The sequence below is a fragment of the Streptomyces sp. NPDC026515 genome (genome assembly GCF_055567595.1).
In genome coordinates this window covers 299,063-320,134 of the sequence record NZ_JBVHQD010000003.1, presented here as the reverse complement: position 1 = coordinate 320,134, position 21,072 = coordinate 299,063, and the positions used below count along the sequence as shown (strand labels likewise).

At 71.3% G+C, this 21,072-nt stretch carries 17 protein-coding genes and 2 pseudogenes; 8 read left to right on the top strand and 11 right to left on the bottom strand.

Annotation, left to right across the window (positions count from 1 at the left end; translation table 11 throughout):
- Together ACZ4O3_RS07530 and ACZ4O3_RS07525 are read right to left on the bottom strand one after the other, a co-directional pair.
- The gene (locus ACZ4O3_RS07530; protein WP_362715527.1) at nucleotides 1-471 is read right to left on the bottom strand and encodes a helix-turn-helix domain-containing protein; all 471 of its coding nucleotides are present in this window, start codon (nucleotides 469-471) and stop codon (nucleotides 1-3) included.
- 368 nt (nucleotides 472-839) lie between these two features.
- Nucleotides 840-4,577 (bottom strand): S8 family serine peptidase, encoded by a 3,738-nt coding sequence (locus ACZ4O3_RS07525; protein ID WP_467721549.1) that lies wholly within the window; start codon nucleotides 4,575-4,577, stop codon nucleotides 840-842.
- A 246-nt stretch (nucleotides 4,578-4,823) separates the two neighbouring features.
- On the opposite strand from ACZ4O3_RS07525, the gene ACZ4O3_RS07520 reads away from it, so the two are divergent.
- The 3 genes and pseudogenes from ACZ4O3_RS07520 to ACZ4O3_RS07510 all read left to right on the top strand — a co-directional run bounded on the left by ACZ4O3_RS07520 (nucleotide 4,824) and on the right by ACZ4O3_RS07510 (nucleotide 7,038).
- Nucleotides 4,824-5,792 (top strand): helix-turn-helix domain-containing protein, encoded by a 969-nt coding sequence (locus ACZ4O3_RS07520; RefSeq protein WP_467721548.1) that lies wholly within the window; start codon nucleotides 4,824-4,826, stop codon nucleotides 5,790-5,792.
- A gap of 219 nt (nucleotides 5,793-6,011) precedes the next feature.
- Nucleotides 6,012-6,206: pseudogene (locus ACZ4O3_RS07515) on the top strand (beta-galactosidase); the annotation flags it as partial.
- 247 nt (nucleotides 6,207-6,453) lie between these two features.
- Nucleotides 6,454-7,038, top strand: a complete 585-nt coding sequence (locus ACZ4O3_RS07510; protein WP_362732859.1) for a 3'-5' exonuclease — start codon at nucleotides 6,454-6,456, stop codon at nucleotides 7,036-7,038.
- A gap of 131 nt (nucleotides 7,039-7,169) precedes the next feature.
- On the opposite strand, the gene ACZ4O3_RS07505 is transcribed toward ACZ4O3_RS07510, so the two are convergent.
- Both ACZ4O3_RS07505 and ACZ4O3_RS07500 read right to left on the bottom strand, forming a co-directional pair.
- The gene (locus ACZ4O3_RS07505) at nucleotides 7,170-7,733 is read right to left on the bottom strand and encodes a class I SAM-dependent methyltransferase (RefSeq protein ID WP_467721547.1); all 564 of its coding nucleotides are present in this window, start codon (nucleotides 7,731-7,733) and stop codon (nucleotides 7,170-7,172) included.
- Nucleotides 7,734-7,812: 79 nt separating this feature from the next.
- A complete protein-coding gene (locus tag ACZ4O3_RS07500; RefSeq protein WP_467721546.1) occupies nucleotides 7,813-8,223 on the bottom strand; it encodes a hypothetical protein in 411 nt (136 codons plus the stop codon).
- A gap of 116 nt (nucleotides 8,224-8,339) precedes the next feature.
- Here ACZ4O3_RS07500 and ACZ4O3_RS07495 point away from each other — a divergent pair, with 116 nt between their 5' ends.
- Complete coding sequence (locus ACZ4O3_RS07495; protein ID WP_467721545.1) at nucleotides 8,340-8,564, top strand: hypothetical protein; 225 nt, start codon at nucleotides 8,340-8,342, stop codon at nucleotides 8,562-8,564.
- Between the two features lie 151 nt (nucleotides 8,565-8,715).
- On the opposite strand, the pseudogene ACZ4O3_RS07490 reads toward ACZ4O3_RS07495, so the two are convergent.
- Nucleotides 8,716-8,865: pseudogene (locus ACZ4O3_RS07490) on the bottom strand (MFS transporter); the annotation flags it as partial.
- 544 nt (nucleotides 8,866-9,409) lie between these two features.
- Here ACZ4O3_RS07490 and ACZ4O3_RS07485 point away from each other — a divergent pair.
- From ACZ4O3_RS07485 to ACZ4O3_RS07475, 3 genes are read left to right on the top strand one after another with little or no spacing between them, the layout of a single operon-like run.
- Nucleotides 9,410-11,401 (top strand): ATP-binding cassette domain-containing protein, encoded by a 1,992-nt coding sequence (locus ACZ4O3_RS07485; protein ID WP_467721544.1) that lies wholly within the window; start codon nucleotides 9,410-9,412, stop codon nucleotides 11,399-11,401.
- Nucleotides 11,398-12,345 carry an NUDIX domain-containing protein gene (locus tag ACZ4O3_RS07480; protein ID WP_467721543.1) on the top strand — a complete coding sequence of 316 codons (948 nt, stop codon included), beginning with the start codon at nucleotides 11,398-11,400 and terminating at the stop codon, nucleotides 12,343-12,345. The genes ACZ4O3_RS07485 and ACZ4O3_RS07480 overlap by 4 nt, the downstream gene beginning before the upstream one ends.
- Nucleotides 12,346-12,373: 28 nt before the next feature.
- The gene (locus ACZ4O3_RS07475; protein ID WP_467721542.1) at nucleotides 12,374-13,576 is read left to right on the top strand and encodes a bifunctional class I SAM-dependent methyltransferase/NUDIX hydrolase; all 1,203 of its coding nucleotides are present in this window, start codon (nucleotides 12,374-12,376) and stop codon (nucleotides 13,574-13,576) included.
- A 131-nt stretch (nucleotides 13,577-13,707) separates the two neighbouring features.
- On the opposite strand, the gene ACZ4O3_RS07470 is transcribed toward ACZ4O3_RS07475, so the two are convergent.
- The 6 genes from ACZ4O3_RS07470 to ACZ4O3_RS07445 form a co-directional block, all read right to left on the bottom strand.
- Complete coding sequence (locus tag ACZ4O3_RS07470; protein ID WP_362733016.1) at nucleotides 13,708-14,010, bottom strand: hypothetical protein; 303 nt, start codon at nucleotides 14,008-14,010, stop codon at nucleotides 13,708-13,710.
- Nucleotides 14,011-14,139: 129 nt separating this feature from the next.
- Nucleotides 14,140-14,811 (bottom strand): hypothetical protein, encoded by a 672-nt coding sequence (locus tag ACZ4O3_RS07465; RefSeq protein ID WP_467721541.1) that lies wholly within the window; start codon nucleotides 14,809-14,811, stop codon nucleotides 14,140-14,142.
- A complete protein-coding gene (locus ACZ4O3_RS07460; protein WP_362725354.1) occupies nucleotides 14,808-15,365 on the bottom strand; it encodes an RNA polymerase sigma factor in 558 nt (185 codons plus the stop codon). The genes ACZ4O3_RS07465 and ACZ4O3_RS07460 overlap by 4 nt, the downstream gene beginning before the upstream one ends.
- A gap of 495 nt (nucleotides 15,366-15,860) precedes the next feature.
- A complete protein-coding gene (locus ACZ4O3_RS07455) occupies nucleotides 15,861-16,784 on the bottom strand; it encodes an aldo/keto reductase (protein ID WP_467721540.1) in 924 nt (307 codons plus the stop codon).
- A gap of 326 nt (nucleotides 16,785-17,110) precedes the next feature.
- Entirely contained in the window at nucleotides 17,111-19,564 is a 2,454-nt protein-coding gene (locus ACZ4O3_RS07450) for a SpoIIE family protein phosphatase (RefSeq protein ID WP_362725360.1), read from the bottom strand.
- Nucleotides 19,565-19,580: 16 nt separating this feature from the next.
- Nucleotides 19,581-20,324: a TetR/AcrR family transcriptional regulator gene (locus tag ACZ4O3_RS07445; protein ID WP_362725363.1), complete on the bottom strand. Its 744-nt coding sequence runs from the start codon at nucleotides 20,322-20,324 to the stop codon at nucleotides 19,581-19,583.
- A gap of 139 nt (nucleotides 20,325-20,463) precedes the next feature.
- Here ACZ4O3_RS07445 and ACZ4O3_RS07440 point away from each other — a divergent pair, with 139 nt between their 5' ends.
- On the top strand, nucleotides 20,464-21,048 hold the full coding sequence (locus tag ACZ4O3_RS07440) for a TetR/AcrR family transcriptional regulator (protein WP_467721539.1): 585 nt from the start codon (nucleotides 20,464-20,466) through the stop codon (nucleotides 21,046-21,048).
- Nucleotides 21,049-21,072 lie beyond the last annotated feature (24 nt).

The following is a 21,072-nucleotide window of genomic DNA, read 5'->3' as shown; positions in this document are numbered from 1 at the left end:
TCACCGTGACCGCGTGCGGCTCGGGGCCGTCTCCGGCAGCCGCGGTGTACCGGGCTGCGCTGCGGCCCTGAGCTGGAGCGGGGTGAGGTTCAGCACCCGCAGCAGGGCGGCCGTCTGCTCTGCGTCGCCGGTCCATGCGTTGCGTTCCTCGGCCCGCTCGTACTGAGCCGGCTCCATTCCGATCAGCTCAGCCAGCTTGGCCGTGGTGAACTGACGTATCAGGCGGAGTTCCATCAGCGTGCGCGGATCCTCGACCCCCATCAGATCCGCGGTGCGACACCACAGCACGTCAGCGAGGGCGAACAGCTCGCGTTCCGTGGGTCGGTACTCCCCGACCTCCCATCCGTGGACCTGTGAGATGTCGACGGGGACCCCGCACGCGTTCATCTGCTCCGTCACCTGCTGAGGTGACATGCCCAGACTCTGCCTGGCCGACAGGGCGACGGCGGGCAGGAACGGCGGTCGGTTCACGGGGCGGCCTCTCTTGTTACCGGGTGGTGCGGACCTGTGCCGACGAATCTCTGCCGTTGCGGTGCCGGTCCGGGAACACGCGACGTTCAAGCCCCCCGCACAGGCACCCCGCGTGATCATGATGGCGAACACAGTGTCTCCACCACGTACATCTGCTCGCGACATATGCATCACACATGTGCACGATCGGCGCGCGCGCCTGCCCTGCCGGCCATCGCGTCCCTCCGCTCCGATGACCTGCGGGGCACACTCGCCATGATCAACAGGGCACTTGGCCGGCGAGCCGCGCGGCGTGGCGAACGGTCCGTCCGGGGTCGTGCGACCCCGGACGGACCGTTCGTCGTCCGCGCCTGGTCTTCGACTGCGCGTCAGCGCAGACCGAAGGCCCGGATCACCCTCTGGTGGACCGCGTTGCCCGCCGAGTCCTCGGCGCTCGCCCTGAGCGACACGTAGGACGCCTTCTTCGGGGCATCGAGGTGGTAGAGCCCGTCGTGATCACGGGTGACCCTGTGCCACGTCGTGCCGTCGTCGTAGGACATCTCCAGGGCGACCGCGCCGACCCGGCCGGTGCCGGCGGCACCCGGCAGGTGCGCGGCGGTGGCGGACAGGGTGTCGTGCCGTCCGGCCCGCCCGGCCGAGTCGGTGCCGACCTCGTAGTCGATCTGCAGCAGCGGCAGCACCGCCTCGGAGCCGTCAGCCGTCGCCTTCGAGGTGAAGTCCCACTCGGTACGGGTGCTGGTGGAGTACGGGGTGAACGGCACGTCGCGCTTGCCGGTGACGACCAGCCGGTACGGCAGCCTGCCGGCGCCGGGTGCGTCGCCCGAGACGTTCGTGAAGGTTCCCGTGCCCAGTTCCGTGGTGCCCTGGTAGAGGGTCTGCCGCTGCTCCGCTCCGCCGTCGATCTGGTTCATGCCGACGTGGTTGCGGCTGCCCCAGCCCGGGGTGTCGATGTACAGGTGGTCACCCCTGCGCGTGGGCAGGCTGTAGTCGTCGTTCAGGTAGGGCCGTTCGATCGGCTTGAACCACTCCTCGGACTGCGTACTGCCCGCCCGGTAGGAGGTCTTGGCACCGGCCTCGAAGACCAGGCCGTCCGCGTACGCGCTCTGGCTCCAGGTGTTGAAGGCTCCGGTGGAGACCCAGTCGGTGCGCTTGCCGCGCACCGGCTCCGGCATCATCGACCCGATGGCCCAGTTGTTGTAGGTGGGCCAGTCGAACCGGAACTCGCCGCCGGTGCTCCCCGGGGCCGGGCTGTCGAAGGTCTCGTCGACCCGGGCGAGGTTCTTGGAACCGCCCTGCACCACCATGTGGCCGGGGATCTCGTTGTGCCAGGTCTGGTCGAGGTCGTAGACGTACGGGCTCACGGGCGCGGAGCCGACCGTGACCGAGGCGCCTCGGGCCTGGGCCTGCCGGACGAGCTTCTCGCCCTCGTCGGTGCTGAGCAGGCCCACGTCGAGCCGGACGGGCGTCGAGCTGAACGGCGCGTTGTAGGAGCGGAAGCCGCGGCCGTCCACGTTGTTCACGACCAGCATGAGCTTCGCGCCCGCGGCCACCGCGGCGGATGCCTGGTCCATGTCGGACACGTCGTCGTTACGGCGTACCACCACGGCCTTGCCGCGCACGTCCAGGTGGGCGTAGTCGGTGGTCGCGCCCTGACCGGCGAAGACCAGCGGGAGCTTGGCGGTGCCCTTGGGCAGGGGGGTGACCCCGTCCTGGCGCAGCACGTCGGTGAAGTCGGTCGTCCTGGTGGAGACGGACAGGGCGGGCTGCTCCTTGCGCCAGCGGGCCGCCAGGTAGAAGTCGCCGTGGGTGACCTTGTGGGTGGTCGGCTGGGCCCAGAGGCTGTCGTAGTTGGTCTGGGTCTCCATGTAGTCCCGCCAGTTCTGGCCGCCCATCAGGCGGGTGTAGTCCAGTCGCTGGTAGGTCGTCTCGGTCCGCTGAGGGGTCGTCATGTCGACTCGGTCGATCCTGGACGCGTCGAGCGTGACGGTCGTGTCGCGGTCCACGCGGACGTCGGGGTCGCCGAGCAGCGCCATGCCCCAGGAGTGGGGTCCGTGAACGCCCTGCACCGTCTTGAAGGACAGCACCGAGTAGACGTCGTTCGGCAGGTACATCTGCGCCGTGCCGGAGCCGTCGATCACCACGAACTGCGGGACGTCGTCACCGGACCTGAGCAGTTCGACCACGCCGGACATGGGCTGCCCCTGGGCGTCCTTGAACACCATGGTCAGCTTGTGCTGGACATCGCCGAGGGAGACGGCGGTGTGCGCCGCGGTCTTCCCGTCCGCGCTCTTCGCGACCACCTGGCCGGTGTACCGGCCGCCGGTGGTGACGCCCGAACCGTCGATGGTCACGGTGACACCGGCGGTACCGTGGGCCGGCACGGTGACCTGGGAGGCGGAGAGCCGGAACACCCCGGCGGGGGCGTGTGCCGCCTCGACGCTCAGCGCGAGCGTGACGGGCGTGCCGGTGGTGTTGGTGTACGTCACCGGGCGCCGCACGCCGCCGGCGGGGCCCTGCTGAACCTGCGCGGCGTACGCGGTCGCCGTGGCGAAGACTCCGGCGTGCGAGGCCGCGGCGACGTCGAGGCGGCCGCTGCCCGCCTGGAAGGCGTCGTACTGCGGGGTCTGCTGCGAGCTGCTGGTCAGCAGATCCTTCAGCTGGCTTCCGGTGAGGTCCGGATGAGCGGCGGCCATCAGCGCGGCGGCGCCCGCCACGTGGGGCGTGGCCATGGAGGTGCCGCTCATGGTCTGGTAGGCACCCTCGCCGTTGCCGTCGAACTCGGAGTTGGCCGCGAGGATGTCGACGCCGGGGGCCGTGATCTCCGGCTTCAGTGCGCCGTCCACGCGGGGACCCTGGCTGGAGAACCCGGCCAGGGCGTCGTCGGACCCGACGGCTCCCACGGTCAGCGCGTCGCTCGCCGCGCCCGGCGCGCTGACGGTGTCGGGTGCGCCCGCGTTGCCGGCGGCGACGACGAACAGCGCGCCGGTCTCGGCGCTGAGCGTGTCGACGGCCTGGCTGAGGGGGTCGGTCCCGTCGGAGGGCTGCCCGTCGCCGAGGCTCATGTTGACGACCTTGGCGTGCTGGTCGACCGCGGCCCATTCCATACCGGCCAGGACCCATGAGGTCTGACCGGACCCGGTGTCGTCCAGCACCTTGCCGATGTCGAGGCGGGCACCGGGGGCGACGCCCTTCTCCTTGCCGTCGGAGGCCGCGCCGCTGCCGGCGATGATGGACGCGACATGCGTGCCGTGGCCGAAGTGGTCGTCCGTGTTCTCGTCCGGTACGAAGCTCTGCCGGCTCGCGACCCGGTCCGCGAGATCGGGGTGTCCCGCGTCGACGCCGGTGTCCAGGACGGCCACGTCCACGCCCTGTCCGGTGTCGCCGTCCGCCCAGACCTGGGGGGCACCGATCTGCGCCGTGCTGTCGGCGAGGTCGGCGTGGACGAGGCCGTCCAGCCAGATGTGCGCGATCCCGTCGGCGAAGGCGGGTGCGGCGGACCGCTTGCGGGCTCCCGCTGTCGCCGCAGTCCCGGCCACGGACTTCCAGAAGTCCGCGGCGTGCGAGCGGTCCGCGGTGAGGGCGGCGCCGTTGATGCCGTCGAGGGTACGGACCCGAGTGGTCCCGTCGGGCAGGGCGGCGGCCTTGGCGCGGGCGTCGGCGGACCGCGTGTAGGAGACGATGAGCGGCAGCCGGTCGCGGTGCGCGTCGTCGTACCTGTCGGCGATCATGGCCGTGATGTCGAACAACTGCCGGTCCAGGATGCCCTCGGCCACGTAGGGCAGCACGGACTCGGGGAACACGTACAGGTCGTCGCCCGACGTGAGGATGTGGGTCTGCACCGGACGCCCGTCGGCACCGCGGACGCTGACGATGCCGCCGGTGCCGGAGCTCGCGCGGGTGGTGACCACGTCACCGGTGATCAGTGTGACGGAGTGGTCGCCGGCGGGGACCCGGTCGGACGTGGCTGCGGTGGACGGGGAGCCGGCGGCGTCGGGACGGGCTGCCGAGGACGCGAGGGCCGTCGCCTCGTAGGGGCCGGCCAGCGCGAGTACCAGAGCGCCGGCGGCAACCGGCACACTCCAGCGTCTGCGGCGGTGTGCTTTCACAAGGTCTCTCCCGGCTCTGCTGTCGGGCAGGGCACGTTCGTCCGCTGCCGTCCAAGTGGCGCCGCCTGACCGGTCGTGGGCGCCGAGGGTGCTCGGAGCCCTTCCACAGGTGGCGTGAACGTTCAGAGTCAAAGCTTGTGAATGACTGATGTCTAGATCAAACTTCTGTCCTACATCGCCAGTTGGCGATTCGCGTCACGGTCGTCCCGACGGCCGGCCGGACGGTGATCACGGGGAGGGCGGCCGGTGCTGAGTACCCTGGGGATCAGCGAGTTCGACGAACGGGTCTACCGCATCTACCTGACCAGGTCGGACCGGACTGCTGCCGAGATCGCCGAGGCCCTGGGCACCACGCCCAGCCGGATCAGGCGCACCGTCTCCCGGCTGGTGGACCTGGGCATGCTGAGACGGGAGGGACACGGCCAGTACCGGCCGGTCAGCCCGCACACCGCGCTGCGGGCACTGCTGGCCAGGCGCCGGGCCGAGACGGAGGCGGCGTTCTCCGCGGTGTGGGGCACCGTCGACGACCTGGCGGACGAATACCGCGCCGGCCGGCTGCAGGAGGACCCGACCGGACTGGTGGAAGTGATCATCGGTGAAGCGGAGATCACGCTGCGCGTCGCCGAACTGATGCAGTCGGTCCGCACTCATTTCTGGGTGCTCGACCGGCCCCCCTATCTCGGGCCCTACAGCACCGAGTTGGAGGAGGCCCTGACGATGGACCTGCTGGGCCGCGGCGTCGACATACGGTCGGTCTACACCCCGGAGGCACTGGCGCAGCCGGACCGGTTCGAGCTGATCACGCATCTCGCCCAGATCGGCGAGCAGGCGCGCATCCTGCCGGCCCTGCCGTTCAGACTGCGCATCATGGACCGACGCGTCGCGCTGGTCGCGCTCGTCCCGGGCCGCTACGACAGGATCGCCGTCGTCCACCAGTCGGGCCTGCTCGACGCGCTGCTCGAGCTGTTCGACTCCTACTGGCAGCGGGCGCGGCCCCTCGGCGCGACCGCTCCGGCGGCGCCCGACGGGCCGAACGCACAGGACCTCCTGCTGCTGAAGATGATGCAGGCGGGCTACAAGGACCAGGCGATCGCCCGGCAGCTGGGGACGAGCGCCCGTACCGTGACCCGCCGGATCGCGACGATCGCAGCCGGGCTCGGCCTCGAAACCCGCTTTCAGGTGGGCGTCGAGGCCGCCAAGAGGGGCTGGATCTGAGACGCGTGCGCCGGCCGGCCACGACGGCGGGTGGCCGGAGGCGGCCGGTCGTGCCGGGCCGGCGGGATCAACCGTCCGCGGGCGGCCCGACCTCGCCGACGACATCGAGACCCGCTTCATGGAAACCTGCGCGGGAGCGGGTATGGCCGATAACTTCGACGCGATGACCGGGGCCGGTCTGCGCGACCGCAGTACGACGGGGACCGCCTCGGTCTACCTCTGCATGGCCTCCGAGCGCGCCGCACGCCGTGCCCTCCCCCCACCGACACCCCCTGTGCCGAGGACGCGCGCGACCGGTTCCTGGACGTCTCCGCGCTGGGCAAGGGCGTCGCCTGGATCAACGGGTTCCGTCTCGGGAGGTACTGGTCGCGCGGACCGCAGCGAACCCTGTTCGTCCCGGGCCCCGTACTCGATCCCGGCGGCGAGAACACCCTCGTGGTGCTCGAACTCGACACCGCCCCGGGCAGCGTGGTCGGATTCGTGCCCGACCACGACCTGGGGCCCGTCGAGGACTGGCGGCCGGCCGGCCGCCGGCACGGACACGTGACGCGCACAGGGGCGCCGTCGTGTTCCCGGTGGCCGGACAGGCTCCATCCGGCACCGCCGTGCCGGTCCCGAAACTCAGGTGACCCCACCGCCGCGCCTCCCTACGCTTCCCGTCATGGACAGCGCACGGGCCGAGAGCCTCGTCAACGTCGTGGACGTGGAGGCGACGTGCTGGGCTGGTTCCCCGCCTCCCGGCGAGGTCAGCGAGATCATCGAGATCGGGCTGACCGTCGTCGACCTGGCCGCCGGCGAGCGCCTCGCCCGGCACCGGATCGTGGTGAGGGCCGCCCGGTCCAGGGTCAGCGAGTTCTGTACGGAACTGACCGGCCTCACTCAGCACGAGGCCGACCGGGGGGTCACCTTCGCCGAGGCGTGCCGGCTGCTGGCGGCCGAGCACGGCGCGGGCGCCCGGCCGTGGATCAGCTGGGGCGACTACGACCGCAACCAGTTCACACGGCAGTGCCGCACCACTCCGACGCCCTACCCCTTCGGGCGCCACCACACCAACGCCAAGGCTGTCTTCACCGAGGCGTACGGTCTGCGCAAACGCCCCGGCATGGCCGAGGCCCTGCGGGTCGCCGGACTTCGGCTCGAAGGCCGTCACCACCGGGGTGAGGACGACGCCTGGAACATCGCGGCCCTCGTGCTCCACCTCGCCGGCCGGGGGGCCTGGCCGGCCCCGGCAGAACACGCCGTCTGACGCACTCGTCCGGCGCGGCGCGTTCACCGGGCGCCGCCGGCACCCGTGCCGGGGCGCGCCGTGAGGAGCGGCTGGGAACAAGCCTGTCTCGTGCGGCAGCCGCCACTCGGCGTCCCCGAAATCCGCACCGGTCACGAGTCCGGCCGGCCGGTCCCGGCCGAGCGCCCAGTGGACGGCCGGCAGCAGTTGGAAGTGCTCCACGCCGTAGTGCTCGCCGTCCTCGTGCCAGTGCCAGAGCTGGAACGTGACCGCGCTCCCCCGTCAGCGGGCTGGTGGGCCTGTGGGTGCGCCGAAGCGGGTCGGTCACGCAGCAGGCCGGCGTAGGGACGCGTGCTGAGCAGCAGCAGACCGGCGGGACGCAGCACACGGCGCATCTCCGCCAGGGCGGCGTGGACGTCCTGCTCCCTCGGCAGATGGGGCAGGGCGTTGTCGGCGCAGACGACGGTGTCGAACCCGCCGTCGGAGAACGGCAGGCGTCGCATGCCGGCGGCGGCCGTGTACGCGGGCACATCACGGTGAACGGCTTCCTGGGCAGCGCGGGCGGCGGCACGGACGCTGAGGTCCGTGCCGATGACCCGGTGCCCGCGCGACGCCAGGCCGATGGCCTGCGTACCGATGCCACAGGAACCGTCGGGCACCACATTTCCCGCCCCATCAGGCTGGGCAACACGCAGCCGATCCGGGCATCCCTTCACCAGCTGCTCCGCGGGTTCCGCGGGCGGGTCAAGGGCTCCAGGCGCCCTTGACCCGCCCGCGGAACCCGGCACTCGTCGGTCAGCCGTTGCCCCGGTGCGGGCGTTTCCGCATCAGGAAGACGAGGAAGCCCGCGACGAACAGAAGTGCTCCGACTACCAGGAACGGCAGCGGCGCGTACTCGTCGACGCATGTGCTCCCACCGGCCGTCGCGTGACACACGTTCCCCGGGCCTCCCCTGTTCAGGTAGGCGAGATGAAAGGCCGGCAGCGCCAGGCCCGCGACACCTCCGACGACCGCGGCCCTGGGCCCCTTCCGGAGCAGGAACACCGCGGCGGTGACGGCCAGGACGATCAGGGCGATGCCCACCGTCAGCAGGGCCGCAAGCCCGAAGGCCAGACACCCCCCGACCGCCAGCCATGCCAGGAACCAACCCCACTCGGTCGCAGGACTCCGGTCAGTCGGATCCGCGACGACACCCTTATCCTGCACGGCACCCCCTGTTTCGGGGTGAGACTACGACGAACGGTCAGGCGAAGAGCGATTCAGCTCAGCGCCGCGGTGTGATCGCGGCACAGCCCGGAACGGGCGGGATGGGAGACGGACGCGTGAACGACTGGACGCGTGGCCGGAGCGGTTGGACGATCCTTCTGATGATCTGGGGGCTCACGCTGACCGGCGGGCTGCTCGGGGAGGCGGTGTCGCGGACGGTCATCGAGCACCACTCCGCGATGTCCGTCACCTCGAACCTGCCTTGGCTGGTGGGCGGCGCTCTGTTCGTGGCGCTCGGCGGCACCGCTGGTGTTCTTCGGCGGCGTAGGAGGCGGGGCTGACGAGCACGGGCGATGCCGGTTCCAGCGGTCACCGTCCCGCGTGGTCAACCGGTCGCCCGGAGGGAAGCCGCGGCGGGCAGCAGGCCGAGGACGGCGATTCACGCCAGGATCACAGGGTGGAGTCGAAGGCGGGCAGTGACGACGTGGTCGTGCCGGCCACGACGGCGATGCCGAGGACCGGCCCGAAGTTCACGGCGGTCTGCTTGAGCCCGCCGACGACTCCCGCGTACCCAGGACGCGCGTCACCGACCGCGGTCCCGGTGGCGGTGACCATCACGGTGGCGAATCCGGCGCCGAGCACGTTCTGACGGCAGAACGCCGCCGCGAAGAGCGCGCCGGACCGGCTCGCCGATCTCTTTCCGGACAACTGCCGCGGTACCACGAGTGCGTTGCCGGGAAAGAGGTCCAGGGTGCCGTCGATCGGACAGCGAAGACCGACGGAGAGATGTCCGGCCTGGAGGGCAACTCCGAGCGCGTACGCGAGTGCCGGCGGGAAGACGTGCAGCGACGACTCCTCATCCGGCTCCCGTCGAACAGCTCCGCCCACCAGCGAAGGCAAGGCGCCGATCTCCAGCACCGCGTCCCCACCCTCCTGATCCGCACCGCTCTTCGCCACCGGCGACGGACACTCTGGCACGCGTCGTGACAACACCCCTGCCCGTGAGGAAGCGGCGGCGTCCCAAGTCACGCGGAACACCGATCCGGACAAGCGCAAGAGCCTGCTCCAGGTGCCGGTGGAAATCTGGGTACCGATGGAAGAACCCCCGCCGGACTGCCACCCCCACCCGGCCGCTCACCCACGGCCCGTCCTGTCGGGCACCGAACTGGCCCCCTGGAGGCGCCCGGTGAAGAGGTTCTTCGGCCCGGTCACGATGGTCGACCCGCAGGTCTCCGACGCCGAGCAGGAGCTGTTCGGCGGGCCCCTGCGCTACGACATGGGTTGGTCCCGGCACGAGCACGCGCCCCTGGACCTGACCATGATGTCCGCGCTGCGCTCCATGCCCGCGCTCATCGGCGCCACCCTGCGCATGGCATGGCAGGCGGACCGGCGTGCCCTGCTCTCCGTCGGAGTCAGCGAGATCGGTCAGGGCATCGCCGCGGCGGCCGGCCTGCTCGCCGTCAACGCCGTCATGCACGCGCTGCTCGCCGGGACCGGCAGCGCTGCCGAACGGCTGCATGTCCTCTTACCCGGCCTGCTGGCCGCCGCCGCCATCGCCGTCGTCAACTCCGCCCTGTCGGCCTGGTCCACCTCCCGGGCCGGGCGACTGGAGCCCAAGGTCGAGCGGACCGCCACCACCCAGTACCTGGCCGCCGCCGTGGGCGTCGAACTGGAGGCCATCGACGACCCCGACTTCCGGCGGCTCTTGGACATCGCCCAGCACGGCCCCGGCGCGGCCCGCCGGATGATCAGCGCCTGCGTCGCCGCGCTGAACGGACTCATCTCCCTGGTCACCACCGCCGGCGTCCTTCTCGTTCTGCACCCCGTTCTGCTGCCCCTGCTGGTTCTCATCGCCGCCCCGCGCGGCTGGGGCGCCATGCGGGTCGCCCAGGAACGGTATGTGTCGGTGATGAGCTGGATCGAGCACGTACGGGCCAGCCGTCTCATCGGCCAACTGCTCACCGAACGTACCGCCGCCCAGGAGGTCCGTCTGCACGCCGTCGGCGCGTTCCTCCTCAGCCGCTACGAGCGCATGGCGGAGAGCGCCGAAGCCGAACACGAACGCCTCGCCTCCAGCAAGGCCCTGACCGAGTGGGTCGCCTCCGCGCTGTCCGGTCTGGCGACGGCCGCCACGTACGGGGCCATGTTCTGGCTGATCCTGGCCGGTCACATGAGTCTCGCCGTCGCCGGGACCGCCGTCATCGCCGTGCGTACCGGCTCGGCGAGCCTGGGCGCCCTGGTCATGAACATCAACCAGCTGCACGAGGAGAGTCTCTACGTCCGCGATCACGGCCGGTTCCTCACTCAGGCCGCCCAGCGGAGGCTGCCCGCCGGCGGTGCACCTGTGCCGGAGCGGGTCCGGGAGATCGTCCTGGACCAGGTCGCCTACCGCTATCCCGACCGGGACACCCCGGCCCTGGACGGGGTGTCCCTGACGCTGCCGATGGGGTCGGTCACCGCGGTGGTGGGCGAGAACGGCTCCGGCAAGAGCACCCTGATGAAGATCCTCTCGGGCATGCTGCTGCCCGATACCGGCACACTGCGGTGGGGCGAGGCCGACCTCACCGGTCTCGACCGCGCCCAGGTCTTCGAGCGTGTCTCCCTGCTCACCCAGGACTTCCAGCGCTGGCCCGTGACCGCCGCGATGAACATCCGCCTCGGCCGCCCCGCTCACCCCGCGCCCGACGGGGATCTGGAGGCGTCGGTCGACTACGCGGTAGCCGGTCCCGTGATCGCCAAACTCCCCCAGGGCCTGCGCAGTCTGCTCGCCCGTATGTTCCGCGGTGCCATCGAACTGTCCGGCGGCGAATGGCAGAAAGTGGGTCTGGCCCGCACGCACTGGCGTAGTTCGACATCGCAGGCGGACGGGGTCCTCATCGTGGACGAGCCGACGTCCGCCCTTGATCCCGAAGCAGAGATCGAAGCCTTCGACCGCATCCGGCGCCTGGCCGCGCCGAACCGGGCCGTCGTCCTGGTCACCCACCGCATGTCCGGCGTCCGCCGCGCCGACCACATCTACGTCCTCGACAACGGCCACCTCGCCGAGCACGGCACCCACGACCAACTCATCGCCGCCCGCGGCCGGTACGCCGCCATGTTCGACGCCCAGGCCGCCCAGTACGCCCCGGCCGTGACCGTCCCCAACCCTGCCGCGCCCACCGCCCGGGACCACGCATGACCCATCTCCCGCGGCACCACTCCCAGCCGACCCGCTCCCGCCCCCGCCACCAGGAAGGACGCGTCTTCATGTACACCACGCAGGACGAGGATCAGTCCGCGCCCCGGCAGCATCACTTCCGGCTCATGGGCCGCCACTACGCGCAGGTCGAGTCGGGGCGCAAGACGATCGAGGTCCGCGCCGCCACCCCGGAGAAGCAAGCCGTGCAGGTGGGTGACGCCCTCGTCTTCCACGACCGGGACAGCGGCCGGGAACTCGACGTCATCGTGAAGCGGATCACCGCGTACGCCTCCTTCGAGGACCTGCTCGGTTCGGAGGATGCCGTCCGGATCGACCCGGACGGAACCCGCGGGGAGCTGCTGCGCGGCCTGCGCGGCATCTACCCGCCGGCCAAGGAGGCGCTCGGCGCCCTCGCCTTCGAGTTCGACCACCGCCCGGCCAGGCCGGGCCGCCTCATGCCGATGACACCCACGCAGTACGCGCGGACCATCCCGCACCACACGGTGTACGGCTGTCTGTACGTCCGTGACGAGCAGGACCGGCCCGTCCAGCTGCGCTCGGTCTACCACTCGCGGCCCTGGCAGTTCCCCGGCGGAAACCTGGACGCCCAAGGAGAGGACCCGCTCCAGACCGCCCGGCGCGAAGCGGTCGAAGAGACCGGCCTGGAGCCGGCCCTCGGGACTCCGAGGCTGCTCGTGACGTACTTCCTGCACGCCGGGCCCCGCCAGCCGCTGAACAGGGTGGGTCTTGTCTTCGACGGCGGCCGGCTGACCGCGGACCAGCTCGGCCGGATCCGACTCGATCCCGCCGAACACGACATGTGGGCCGTCCACGATCTCAGCGCCTGGCAGGAGCTGATGGCGCCGCGCGACTTCGCCCGTCTCGCAGCCGTCGAACGAGCCCGGCGCGGGGAGGGCCCCGCCTACCTCATCTCGCACCACTGATCCGCAGCTCACCCACCGAGGAGGCATCGTGACCGTCGAGGACATCAACACCCGAGCCTGGAAGATCTACGGCCAGCGCCAACTGGCCCGCGCCTACACGCCGCCCGTCCCCGACCGGATGTCCTGGACGCCCTGGCAGGGCGACGGACCGGGAGCTGAGATCCTCGGTGACATCACCGGCCGCCGCGTCCTGGACATCGGCTCCGGGGCCGGCCACATCGCCGTCCATCTCGTACGGGCGCACGGCGCTCACCTCACCGGAATCGAGCTGTCCCCGACCCAGCACGAACGCGCCGTCACCGCCCACGCGAGCGTGCGGGGTGTGGACTTCGCCCAGGGAGATGTGGCCGAGTACCTGGCCGGGGCCGAGCCGTTCGACGCCGCGTACGCGATCGGGACCCTGGGGTTCATCGACCCGCACCGTTCGCTGCCCGCGCTGCGCGACGGCCTGCGTCCCGGCGCCCCGCTGGTTCTCTCGCTCCTGCACACCGACCTGCACGGCCGCGGTCCGTCCATGGAAGTGGCACCGCGCGAGCAGCTGATCCTGCTGCGCGACGACCCGCCCCTGCCAACCCGGATGTGGGTCCTGGCACCCGAGGTGTGGGAGGAACTCCTCACCGGGTACGGCTTCCGAGTCGAGGCCATCGACCTCCTGCCGCACCCCGACGAGAGCGCCGCTGTCGTCCAGCAGCTCATCCGCGCCCGCCGCCTGCCCGGCCGGCCGAAACGGATCTCCAGCCGCCCCCGCACCACCAAGGCGCCGACGCCGCACGCGGCCGTCGGGGTCGGAGCGATCCTCCTCGGCGAACGGGGGATCCTGTTGGGCCGGCACCGGCACGGCACCCTGGAACTGCCCGGCGGAGCCGTGGAGGCAGGCGAGTCCTTGGAAGCCGCGGTGACCCGCGAACTCGCGGAGGAGACCGGTCTGGTGGCACGGCCCACCGACGTCCGGCTCCTGGGCACACTCGTCGACCACGTCGACGGTGTCCTGCGGGTCACCGTCGGCGCCCTCGTCCACGCGTGGCGGGGAGAGCCGGCCACGCAGCCGGACGAGAGCGTCGGCGACTGGGCGTGGCACCCCCTCGATCACCTTCCCGACGGCCTGTTCGTGTGCAGCGCTCAGATCCTCACCGCATGGCGACCCGACCTGCCCATCGACCACTCGCCCGCACACTTCACCGGCTTCGCCCCCGGCCCACCGGTCACCACGACGACAGAAGCACCGGCGTGACAGCCGGCGCGTGGCGTGGGCGGGTGGCGCTGGGGTCGTGGCCGCCGCCGTCTCCCGGCGACGGTGGCGGCCACGAACACGGGGTGTCGGGCTAGGTCGTGTTGCGAAAGTCCCGTCTGCGGTGCGACGCCCTAGCGGAGCGGGAAGCCCGTCAGCGGGAGGCTGCGGGGGCGGGCGGCCTGCTCGGCCTCGGCCGTGCCGTTCGCCACCCGGATCGGTGCGGCGGCTTCGTGCGCGGGCGAGGCCGTCGGTCGTGGGCTGCAGCAGGGGTTGTCGCAGTGCAGGACGACCACGCCGATGACGTCGGTCCGGACGCCGTGGCGGGCACAGTACCGGAGGTATGCCAGACCGGCGTACTGGACGGGGGTGGGCCAGGGCGTGGGACTGGTCGGCGGAGTCGGGTCTGGCACGGGCCGGCGGGGGCTAAGGTGCATGGGGGACGTCTCCTTGTGTAGGGCGTCGTTGGCGGGGAGTCCGCCCGGCCGGTGGCCTCGGAACCGGTGGCCGGAGCGGGGCTCCCCTCCTTCTTTTCTTCTTTTCTCTTCCTGGTGCTCGGGCCCGGTTCAGCGGCTGGCGGCGAATACCTGCAGTTGGTCGACCAGTTGCCGGTCGGGACGGGCGACGATGACGGAGCGGCCGGGTGCCCGGGCGGCGAGCCGGTCGATCTCGTTCTCCAGGCGGCCGGTGGGGCCCAGGGCGGTGGAGCCGTTGGCGCGGACGTAGCGGGCGAAGAGTTCGAGTCCTTCCAGGAAGGCGGCGTCGGGTGGTGCGGTGTCGGCCATGGAGTGGGTGAGTTGGTGGAACCAGTGCCGGGCCCGCTTGGACTCGCCCAGGGCCAGGTGGTGCAGGTGCAGGCAGTAGGCGGCGGCGCGACTGCCGGCGCCCGCGGCCAGCTGCCACCAGAACTGGGCGGACTCGGGGTGGCGGGTGAGGTACAGCAGGCAGGCGAAGGCGAGGGCGCCGTCGACGTCCAGGTGTTCCTCCGTCAGCGGTCCGCGCTCGGGACCTTCGGCGATCTTGGCGACGTGGTCGGCGACAGCCGGTTCGTTGAGGACCCACCGGCACACCACGCCCAACCGCTGGCTGGCCTGTGCGGCGCGGGCGATATCCGTGGTCGGGGTACGGCGGCGGGCGTCGGCGGCGAGTCGGCGCAGGCCTGCGGCGACGTCGAACCGGCTCGGGGCTGCGACGGGCAGCCGGACTTCGTTCAGCAGGGCGTCGAGAGTGGTGGTCACGGCCGTTCCCCTTTCTGATGAGGCCTTTTGCGTTCGTCGGGCAGGCCGAGCTTCAGGCGCAGGCGTTCCTTGCCGCGGCGCAGGTGGTGGCCGACGGTGCGTTCGTCGATGCCGACGTACCAGGCGACCTTGGCGGTGGGGTAGCCGAGGATGTATCGCAGTACGATCACCTCGAACTGGCGGTTGGGCAGTTCCGCGATCGCCTCGTACAGGCCACTGGTCGACTCCATCTTGTGCAGCTTGTCCCGGGCCGTGGCGAGTGCCGGAGCCAGCGCCTGGGCGATGGGTCCGTTGATGACGAACGCGGGTGCACGGCCTTCGCGTTCGAGGCGGTCGTGGACGGCCCGCCGCATGATCGCCCAGGCGCCCTGTTCCAGGGAGCCCGAGCTGAGCAGCTGTGTCCAGCCGGCATGGATCTGCAGGAACACCTCGTGTATGACCTCTTCGGCCAGCTCGCGGGTCCCGAAGTGGACTTCCGCGTAGGCGTGGAACGGCTCCTGGTGCCCGAGGTAGAACGCCTCGAAGTCGATCGCCAGGTCGAGCGGCTGGTACATGTCCTGTGACAGCCTCACACCCTGGTCTGGGGCTGGGCTGTCCTCTGGGGCCTCGTCATGATTCACGCAGGCCTCCCGGCGGCACGGCACATGGGCAGGCTTTTCCTCTCCATCGGGGTCGGCTGGGACCGGCGCCAACTCGTGCGCGCCGACGGGCCGTTGGGCTTGAGACCCACCTAAGTGATTCGCGGGGCGGATCACTCACCGCCCATAGAAAAAATCACCGAGCGTCCCTGCCGGTCAGCGTGCTGCAACGTTCAACAAGCAGTGCTAGTCACACTCGGTAGCGCTCTGACCAGGCCGGACCCGTGAGAGTGAACGAGCGAACAGTTCTGCGTATCCGTGACGTGTTCTACATCACACCAGGTCGCCGCCCGCGCGCGCCCGGCGCACATCGGCGCACGCCGCACTCGACGCGCGCCCCAAAGCTTCACTAAGAGTGATGGAGAGTGTGGTCCGCGGAGCGACGGCGGCTGCGAAGTCCTCCCGGCGGCATCAGCGGGGCGGCCTCTGCGTTCCGGCCGGCCGCAGCGAGGCAAGGCCTGCCATCTCGTCTTCCGAGAGCCGAAGCGTGCCGGCCGCCACGTTCTGTGCGAGGTGGTCGGGATCACCGGTTCCCGGGATCGCCAGCACGTGCGGACCCTGCTGCAGGGTCCAGGCGAGCCGGACCTGCGCCGCTGACACACCGTGCGCGCGTGCGACGGCGCACACCGTCTCGTGGTCGTCGGCACCCGGACCCGCCTCGCGCCCGGCGCCCGCGATCGCGAAGAACGGGACGAAGGCGAGGCCGAGTTCACCGCACAGCCGCAGGAGTGCCCGGTCCTCGTCCGGCGCATCGATGCCGTAGGGATTCTGCACGCAGACGACCGGGGCGATGGCCCGGGCCTCGGCCAGCTGCCCGGACGTGACGTTGGAGACGCCGAGGTGGCGTACCAGCCCGGCGTCGCGCAGTTCGGCCAGAGCGCCGAAGTGCTCGCCGATCGAGCCGGTCCGCAGGCTCGGCGGCACGCGCAGGTTCACCACGTCCAGGTGATCTCGGCCGAGTTGGCGCAGGTTCTCCTCGACCTGGCCGCGCAACTGTTCCGGGGCGGCCCACCACCAGGCGCCCGAGGGATCACGGCCCGGCCAGACCTTGGTGGTGATGACCAGGTCCTCCGGATACGGCGCCAGCGCCCGGTTGACCAGCTCGTTGGCGGAACGCGTCGCCGAGAAGTAGAACGCGGCGGTGTCGATGTGGTTCACCCCGAGTTCGACCGCCCGGCGGAGCACGCGGATCGACCGATCACGGTCACGCGGCACGCCGCGGTCGAAGGGCGCGGTACCGGTCAGGCGCATCGCACCGAACCCGATGCGGTTGACGGTCCGGTCACCGAGCCGCCAAGTACCGGCGGCAGCCGCGGCATTCGTGGGTTGGCTCATGGCATGGGTCTCCTCTCACGGTCAGAAACAAGGAACCGACGTGTACCGATCTGCGGGGTGCGCGGCGCGTTGAGGCCATCCAGCAGGGCGACAACCCCGCAACGGGACCGCCGGCGTCGAGGCGGACGGGCTCCGAACATGGGAAAAGCCTCCCCGGCGGATCTGCATCCGCAGCGAGAAGGCTCACCTGATGGCCAGAACCTTATCAGAACGGCGCATCTGTCAGCAGGTCATCGGGCTAGAGGGCTTCAAGCGCTGGTGTCCCGGCCGGAGAGAGACCAGGCGCCCCGGACCGCGGCGGTCGGGGCGGTTCGATGCCGACCCCCTCAGGAGGCGGGCGGGTTGATCTCCTGTTCGGCCCAGACCGTCTTGCCCGCGGGCGAGTTGCGGGTGCCCCGCCGGCTGGCGAGCTGCGCGACGAGGAAGAGACCCCGGCCGCCCTCGTCCGTCGGACGGGCATGGCGCAGCCGGGGGACCGAGTCGCTGGTGTCCGTCACCTCGCACACCAGCACCTCGTGCCGTATGAGGCGAAGGGTGAGGGGACCGGCGCCGTGGCGTACGGCGTTGGTGACCAGCTCACTGACGATGAGTTCCGTGGCGGCGACCAGCCCCTCCAGTCCCCATTCGGTCAACTGGGCGGTGGCCAGGGCCCGGGCCTGCCCGACCACGGCCGGGTCGCTCGGCAGGTCCCAGGTGGCGATCTGCGACGGCGGGAGCGAACGGGGCCGCGCCAGGAGCAGCGTGGCGTCGTCGTCCAGCGCCCTGGACGGCAGGGTGTCGAACGCGGCGGTGCAGAGTTCGTCCAGCGGGCGGTCCGGCCGGGCGAGGGCGGTGCCCAGCCGGCGTATCCCGGCGTCGATGTCCTGGTCCCGGGTCTCCACCAGCCCGTCGGTGTAGAACGCGACGACGCAGCCCTCGGGCAGTTCCACCTCCACGGACTCGAAGGAGGCCGGTCCGACACCGAGCGGCAGACCGGCGGGCAGGTCGGGGATGAACACGCCGCCCTGGGGCGAGACCACCACGGGCGGCGGGTGACCTGCCCGGGCCATCGTGCAGCGCCGGGTGGCGGGGTCGTACACGGCGTACAGGCAGGTGGCGCCGGACTCCGCGGCGGCGCGGTCCGGGATGCCGCCGTCCTCCACGCCGAGGCGGGAAATGGTGTCGTCGAGGTGGGCCAGCAACTCGTCCGGGCACAGCTCCATGTTGGCGAGGGTGTGCACCGCGGCCCGGAGCCGGCCCATGGTCGCCGCGGCGTTGATGCCATGGCCGACCACGTCGCCCACGACCAGGGCCACCCGGGCACCGGACAGCGGGATGACGTCGAACCAGTCGCCGCCCACGCCGTGTTCCGTGTCGGCGGGAACGTAGCGGGACGCCACCTCGACGGCCACCCCGCCGACCAGCCTGCCCGGCAGCAGGTTGCGCTGGAGGGCGAGGGCCGCGGTGCGTTCGCGGACGTAGCGGCGGGCGTTGTCGAGGGACAGGGCGGCACGGGCGACGAGTTCCTCGGCCAGCCGCAGGTCCTCCTTCTCGAAGGGCACGGAGTCGGCCATGCGGACGAAGACCGCGACGCCCAGCACCGCGCCGCGCGCGTGGATCGGCACGATCATCAGCGAGTGCATGCCGTACCTGCCGATTTTGTCCAACCGCTCCTGGTCCCCGTCGAGCCAGGCGCCCCGTGCGGTGTTCAGCACCGGTTCGAGGTGTGATTCGCCCGAGGCCAGGACCTCCGTGAAGGGGGAAGGGGACGGCACGGACACGGTTTCCCCGCGCGACCAGATCGACTCCGGTGCGCCGTCGTGGACGGAGGCGACCCCCGCCCGGCGGAACGCGGGCACGCGGCCGTTCGTCGAGCCGAGCCGGGCCAGTGAGTCCTCCCCCTTCGCGATGGACTCCGCGAGGTCCACGGAGACGTAGTCGGCGATGCGGGCCACCGCGAGGTCGGCGAGTTCCTGACCGGTTCTCATCACCTCCAGCGTGGTGCCGATCCGGGTGCTGGCCTCGCTGAGGACGGCAAGGCGTTCGCGGGCCCGCTGCCGGTCGGTCACGTCGACGCTCATGGCGCACACCCCCAACGTGCGCCCGTCGGCGTCGTCGAGGCGGAAGAACGAGGTCGAGAACGCGTGTTCCTGCTGTGGCCTCGTCGGTATCCACGCGCGGTACTCGTGGTCGACCTGCGACTTCCCGCTCCGCAGGACCAGCCGCATCACCGACTCGACCGACTCGGCCTCGGGTCCCGGCAGCACCTCCGTCAGCCGGCGTCCGAGTCTCTTCTCGCGCGGGATGCCGTCCTGCAGTGCCAGCGCGTCGTTGACCCAGGTGCACCGCAGGTCGGTGTCGCGCACGGCGATGCCGATCGGTGCCCCGGTGAGGAGCGCCTGCACCCCGGCGCCGTTCATCGGCCAGGAGGGAACGGCCGTCATCTCGGTCGCGGTGACCAGCCAGCGCACCACTCCGCCGCGCTCGGTGAGGGGGCGGACCCGCAGGTACACGTCCCGCGGCGGTCCGTCGCCGCGACGGAGGCCGACGATCCCGGACCACCCCTCCTCCCGGCGGCCCGGGTCGGTGAAGACGGGCGAACCGAGGATCACCTCCGGGTGCGCCAGGAGCCGTCCGACGCATCGCCCGATCGCGTCGTCGGCGACGACGCCGGTGAGCCGCTCCGTCTCCGGGCTCCACGCGACCACCACTCCGTGCGCGTCCACCACCGACACGGCCGTGCCGACCGAGTGCCCGGCTTCCCGTCCGGCCTCGGGCATCGTGTTCCTGGCTCCGGCCATCGGCGCCCTCCCTCCTTCAGAATGCCGACCGGGCGGCGGGTCCCGTGTCGGCAAGGCGGTCGAGCCAGTCCGCCAGGAGCGCGCCCTCGGACGGTGTCATCGCGGTGGTGCCGCCCCGGGACAACGCCTCGCGCAGCGCCGCGGCCCGGCATGCCACGTCCGAGCCCGGCTCCTCGTCGGTGCTCTCCTCGCCGACGGCGCCCGTGGTGGTGATCATGCGCAGTGCGTGTTCCCGGGCCCGGGCCGGCAGGCTCTCGTCCCGTTCGGCAGGCGGCGTGGCGATGAGGGACAGCACGACACCCAGGCCCATGGCGTGGACGAGCTGCGTGGCCCGCTCCACGCTCATGCGGAGCCGGCCGGCCGCGGCCACCCTGGCGAGGGTCCGGCGCAGGATGGCGACGGTCTCGAGCCCGCCCGGCACGCCCCCGCGATAGCGGCCCTCGCCGTACATCAGCACGTAGAAGCCGGGGCGCGACAGGCCGAACCCCACGTGCAGGTCCCAGGAGCGGCGCAGGTCCGCGACGGGGTCGTCGGTCTCCTCAAGTGCCTGCTTCTCCCGCAGGTACTGCGCGAACCCGTAGGCCGCGAGGGCGTCGAGAAGCCCGTCCTTGTCCCCGAACAGGCGGTACAGGGTCGGCGGCTGCACGCCGGCGGCCGCGCTCACGGCCCGCGTGGAGATCCCCGCACGTCCTTGCGAACTCAGGAGCTCCGCGGCGGCGCTCAGAACCCGTTGCCGGGTGCGTACGGCCCGCTCTTGCATCCGCCCAATTTATCACTGTTGTGGTTTTTTTAATTAACATTGATAAGACTGCCCCGATCCGTGCGGAATCATCAGGAAGACAGCGGCTGGGCGTCTCTCATATTTGACCGATCGATCTATTTTGGCTTACGTTGGGAACGTGGCCAGGACCAAAGCATTCGATCCGGACGCCGTACTGCAGTCGGCCCTCGAGCTGTTCTGGCGGCGCGGCTACGAGGCGACGTCGATGACGGATCTGATCGAGCACCTCGGGATCGGCCGCGCCAGCATCTACGCGGCCTTCGGAAGCAAACACGAGCTGTACCTCAGGGCGGTGGACCGCTACATCGAGATGCGCGACCCGGGCATCCTCCAGGAGCTGTCCCAGCCGGGCCCCGTCCTGCCCGCGGTGCGGGCGGTGGTGCGTCGCTTCGCGGCGGAGGCCACCGCACCCGAAGTCCGGCAGGCCGGCTGCCTGGTCACCAACACGGCGGCCGAGCTGGGCCCGCACGATCCCGCGGCCGCCCGCCGCGTGGAGAGCAGCTGGGACCACATCGAGACCGTGCTGCACTCCGCGCTCGTGCGAGCCCAGGCGCAGGGGGAGCTTTCCGAGGACCGCGATCCGCGCTCCCTGGCCCACCTGCTGCTCGTCGTGATGCAGGGGATGCGGGTCGTCGGCAAGGTGTCGAGCGATCCCGCGCGGGTGCGGGACGCGGCCGAACAGGCGCTGGCCCTCCTGCCCTAGACCAGGCCCACGGAAAGGCGACCG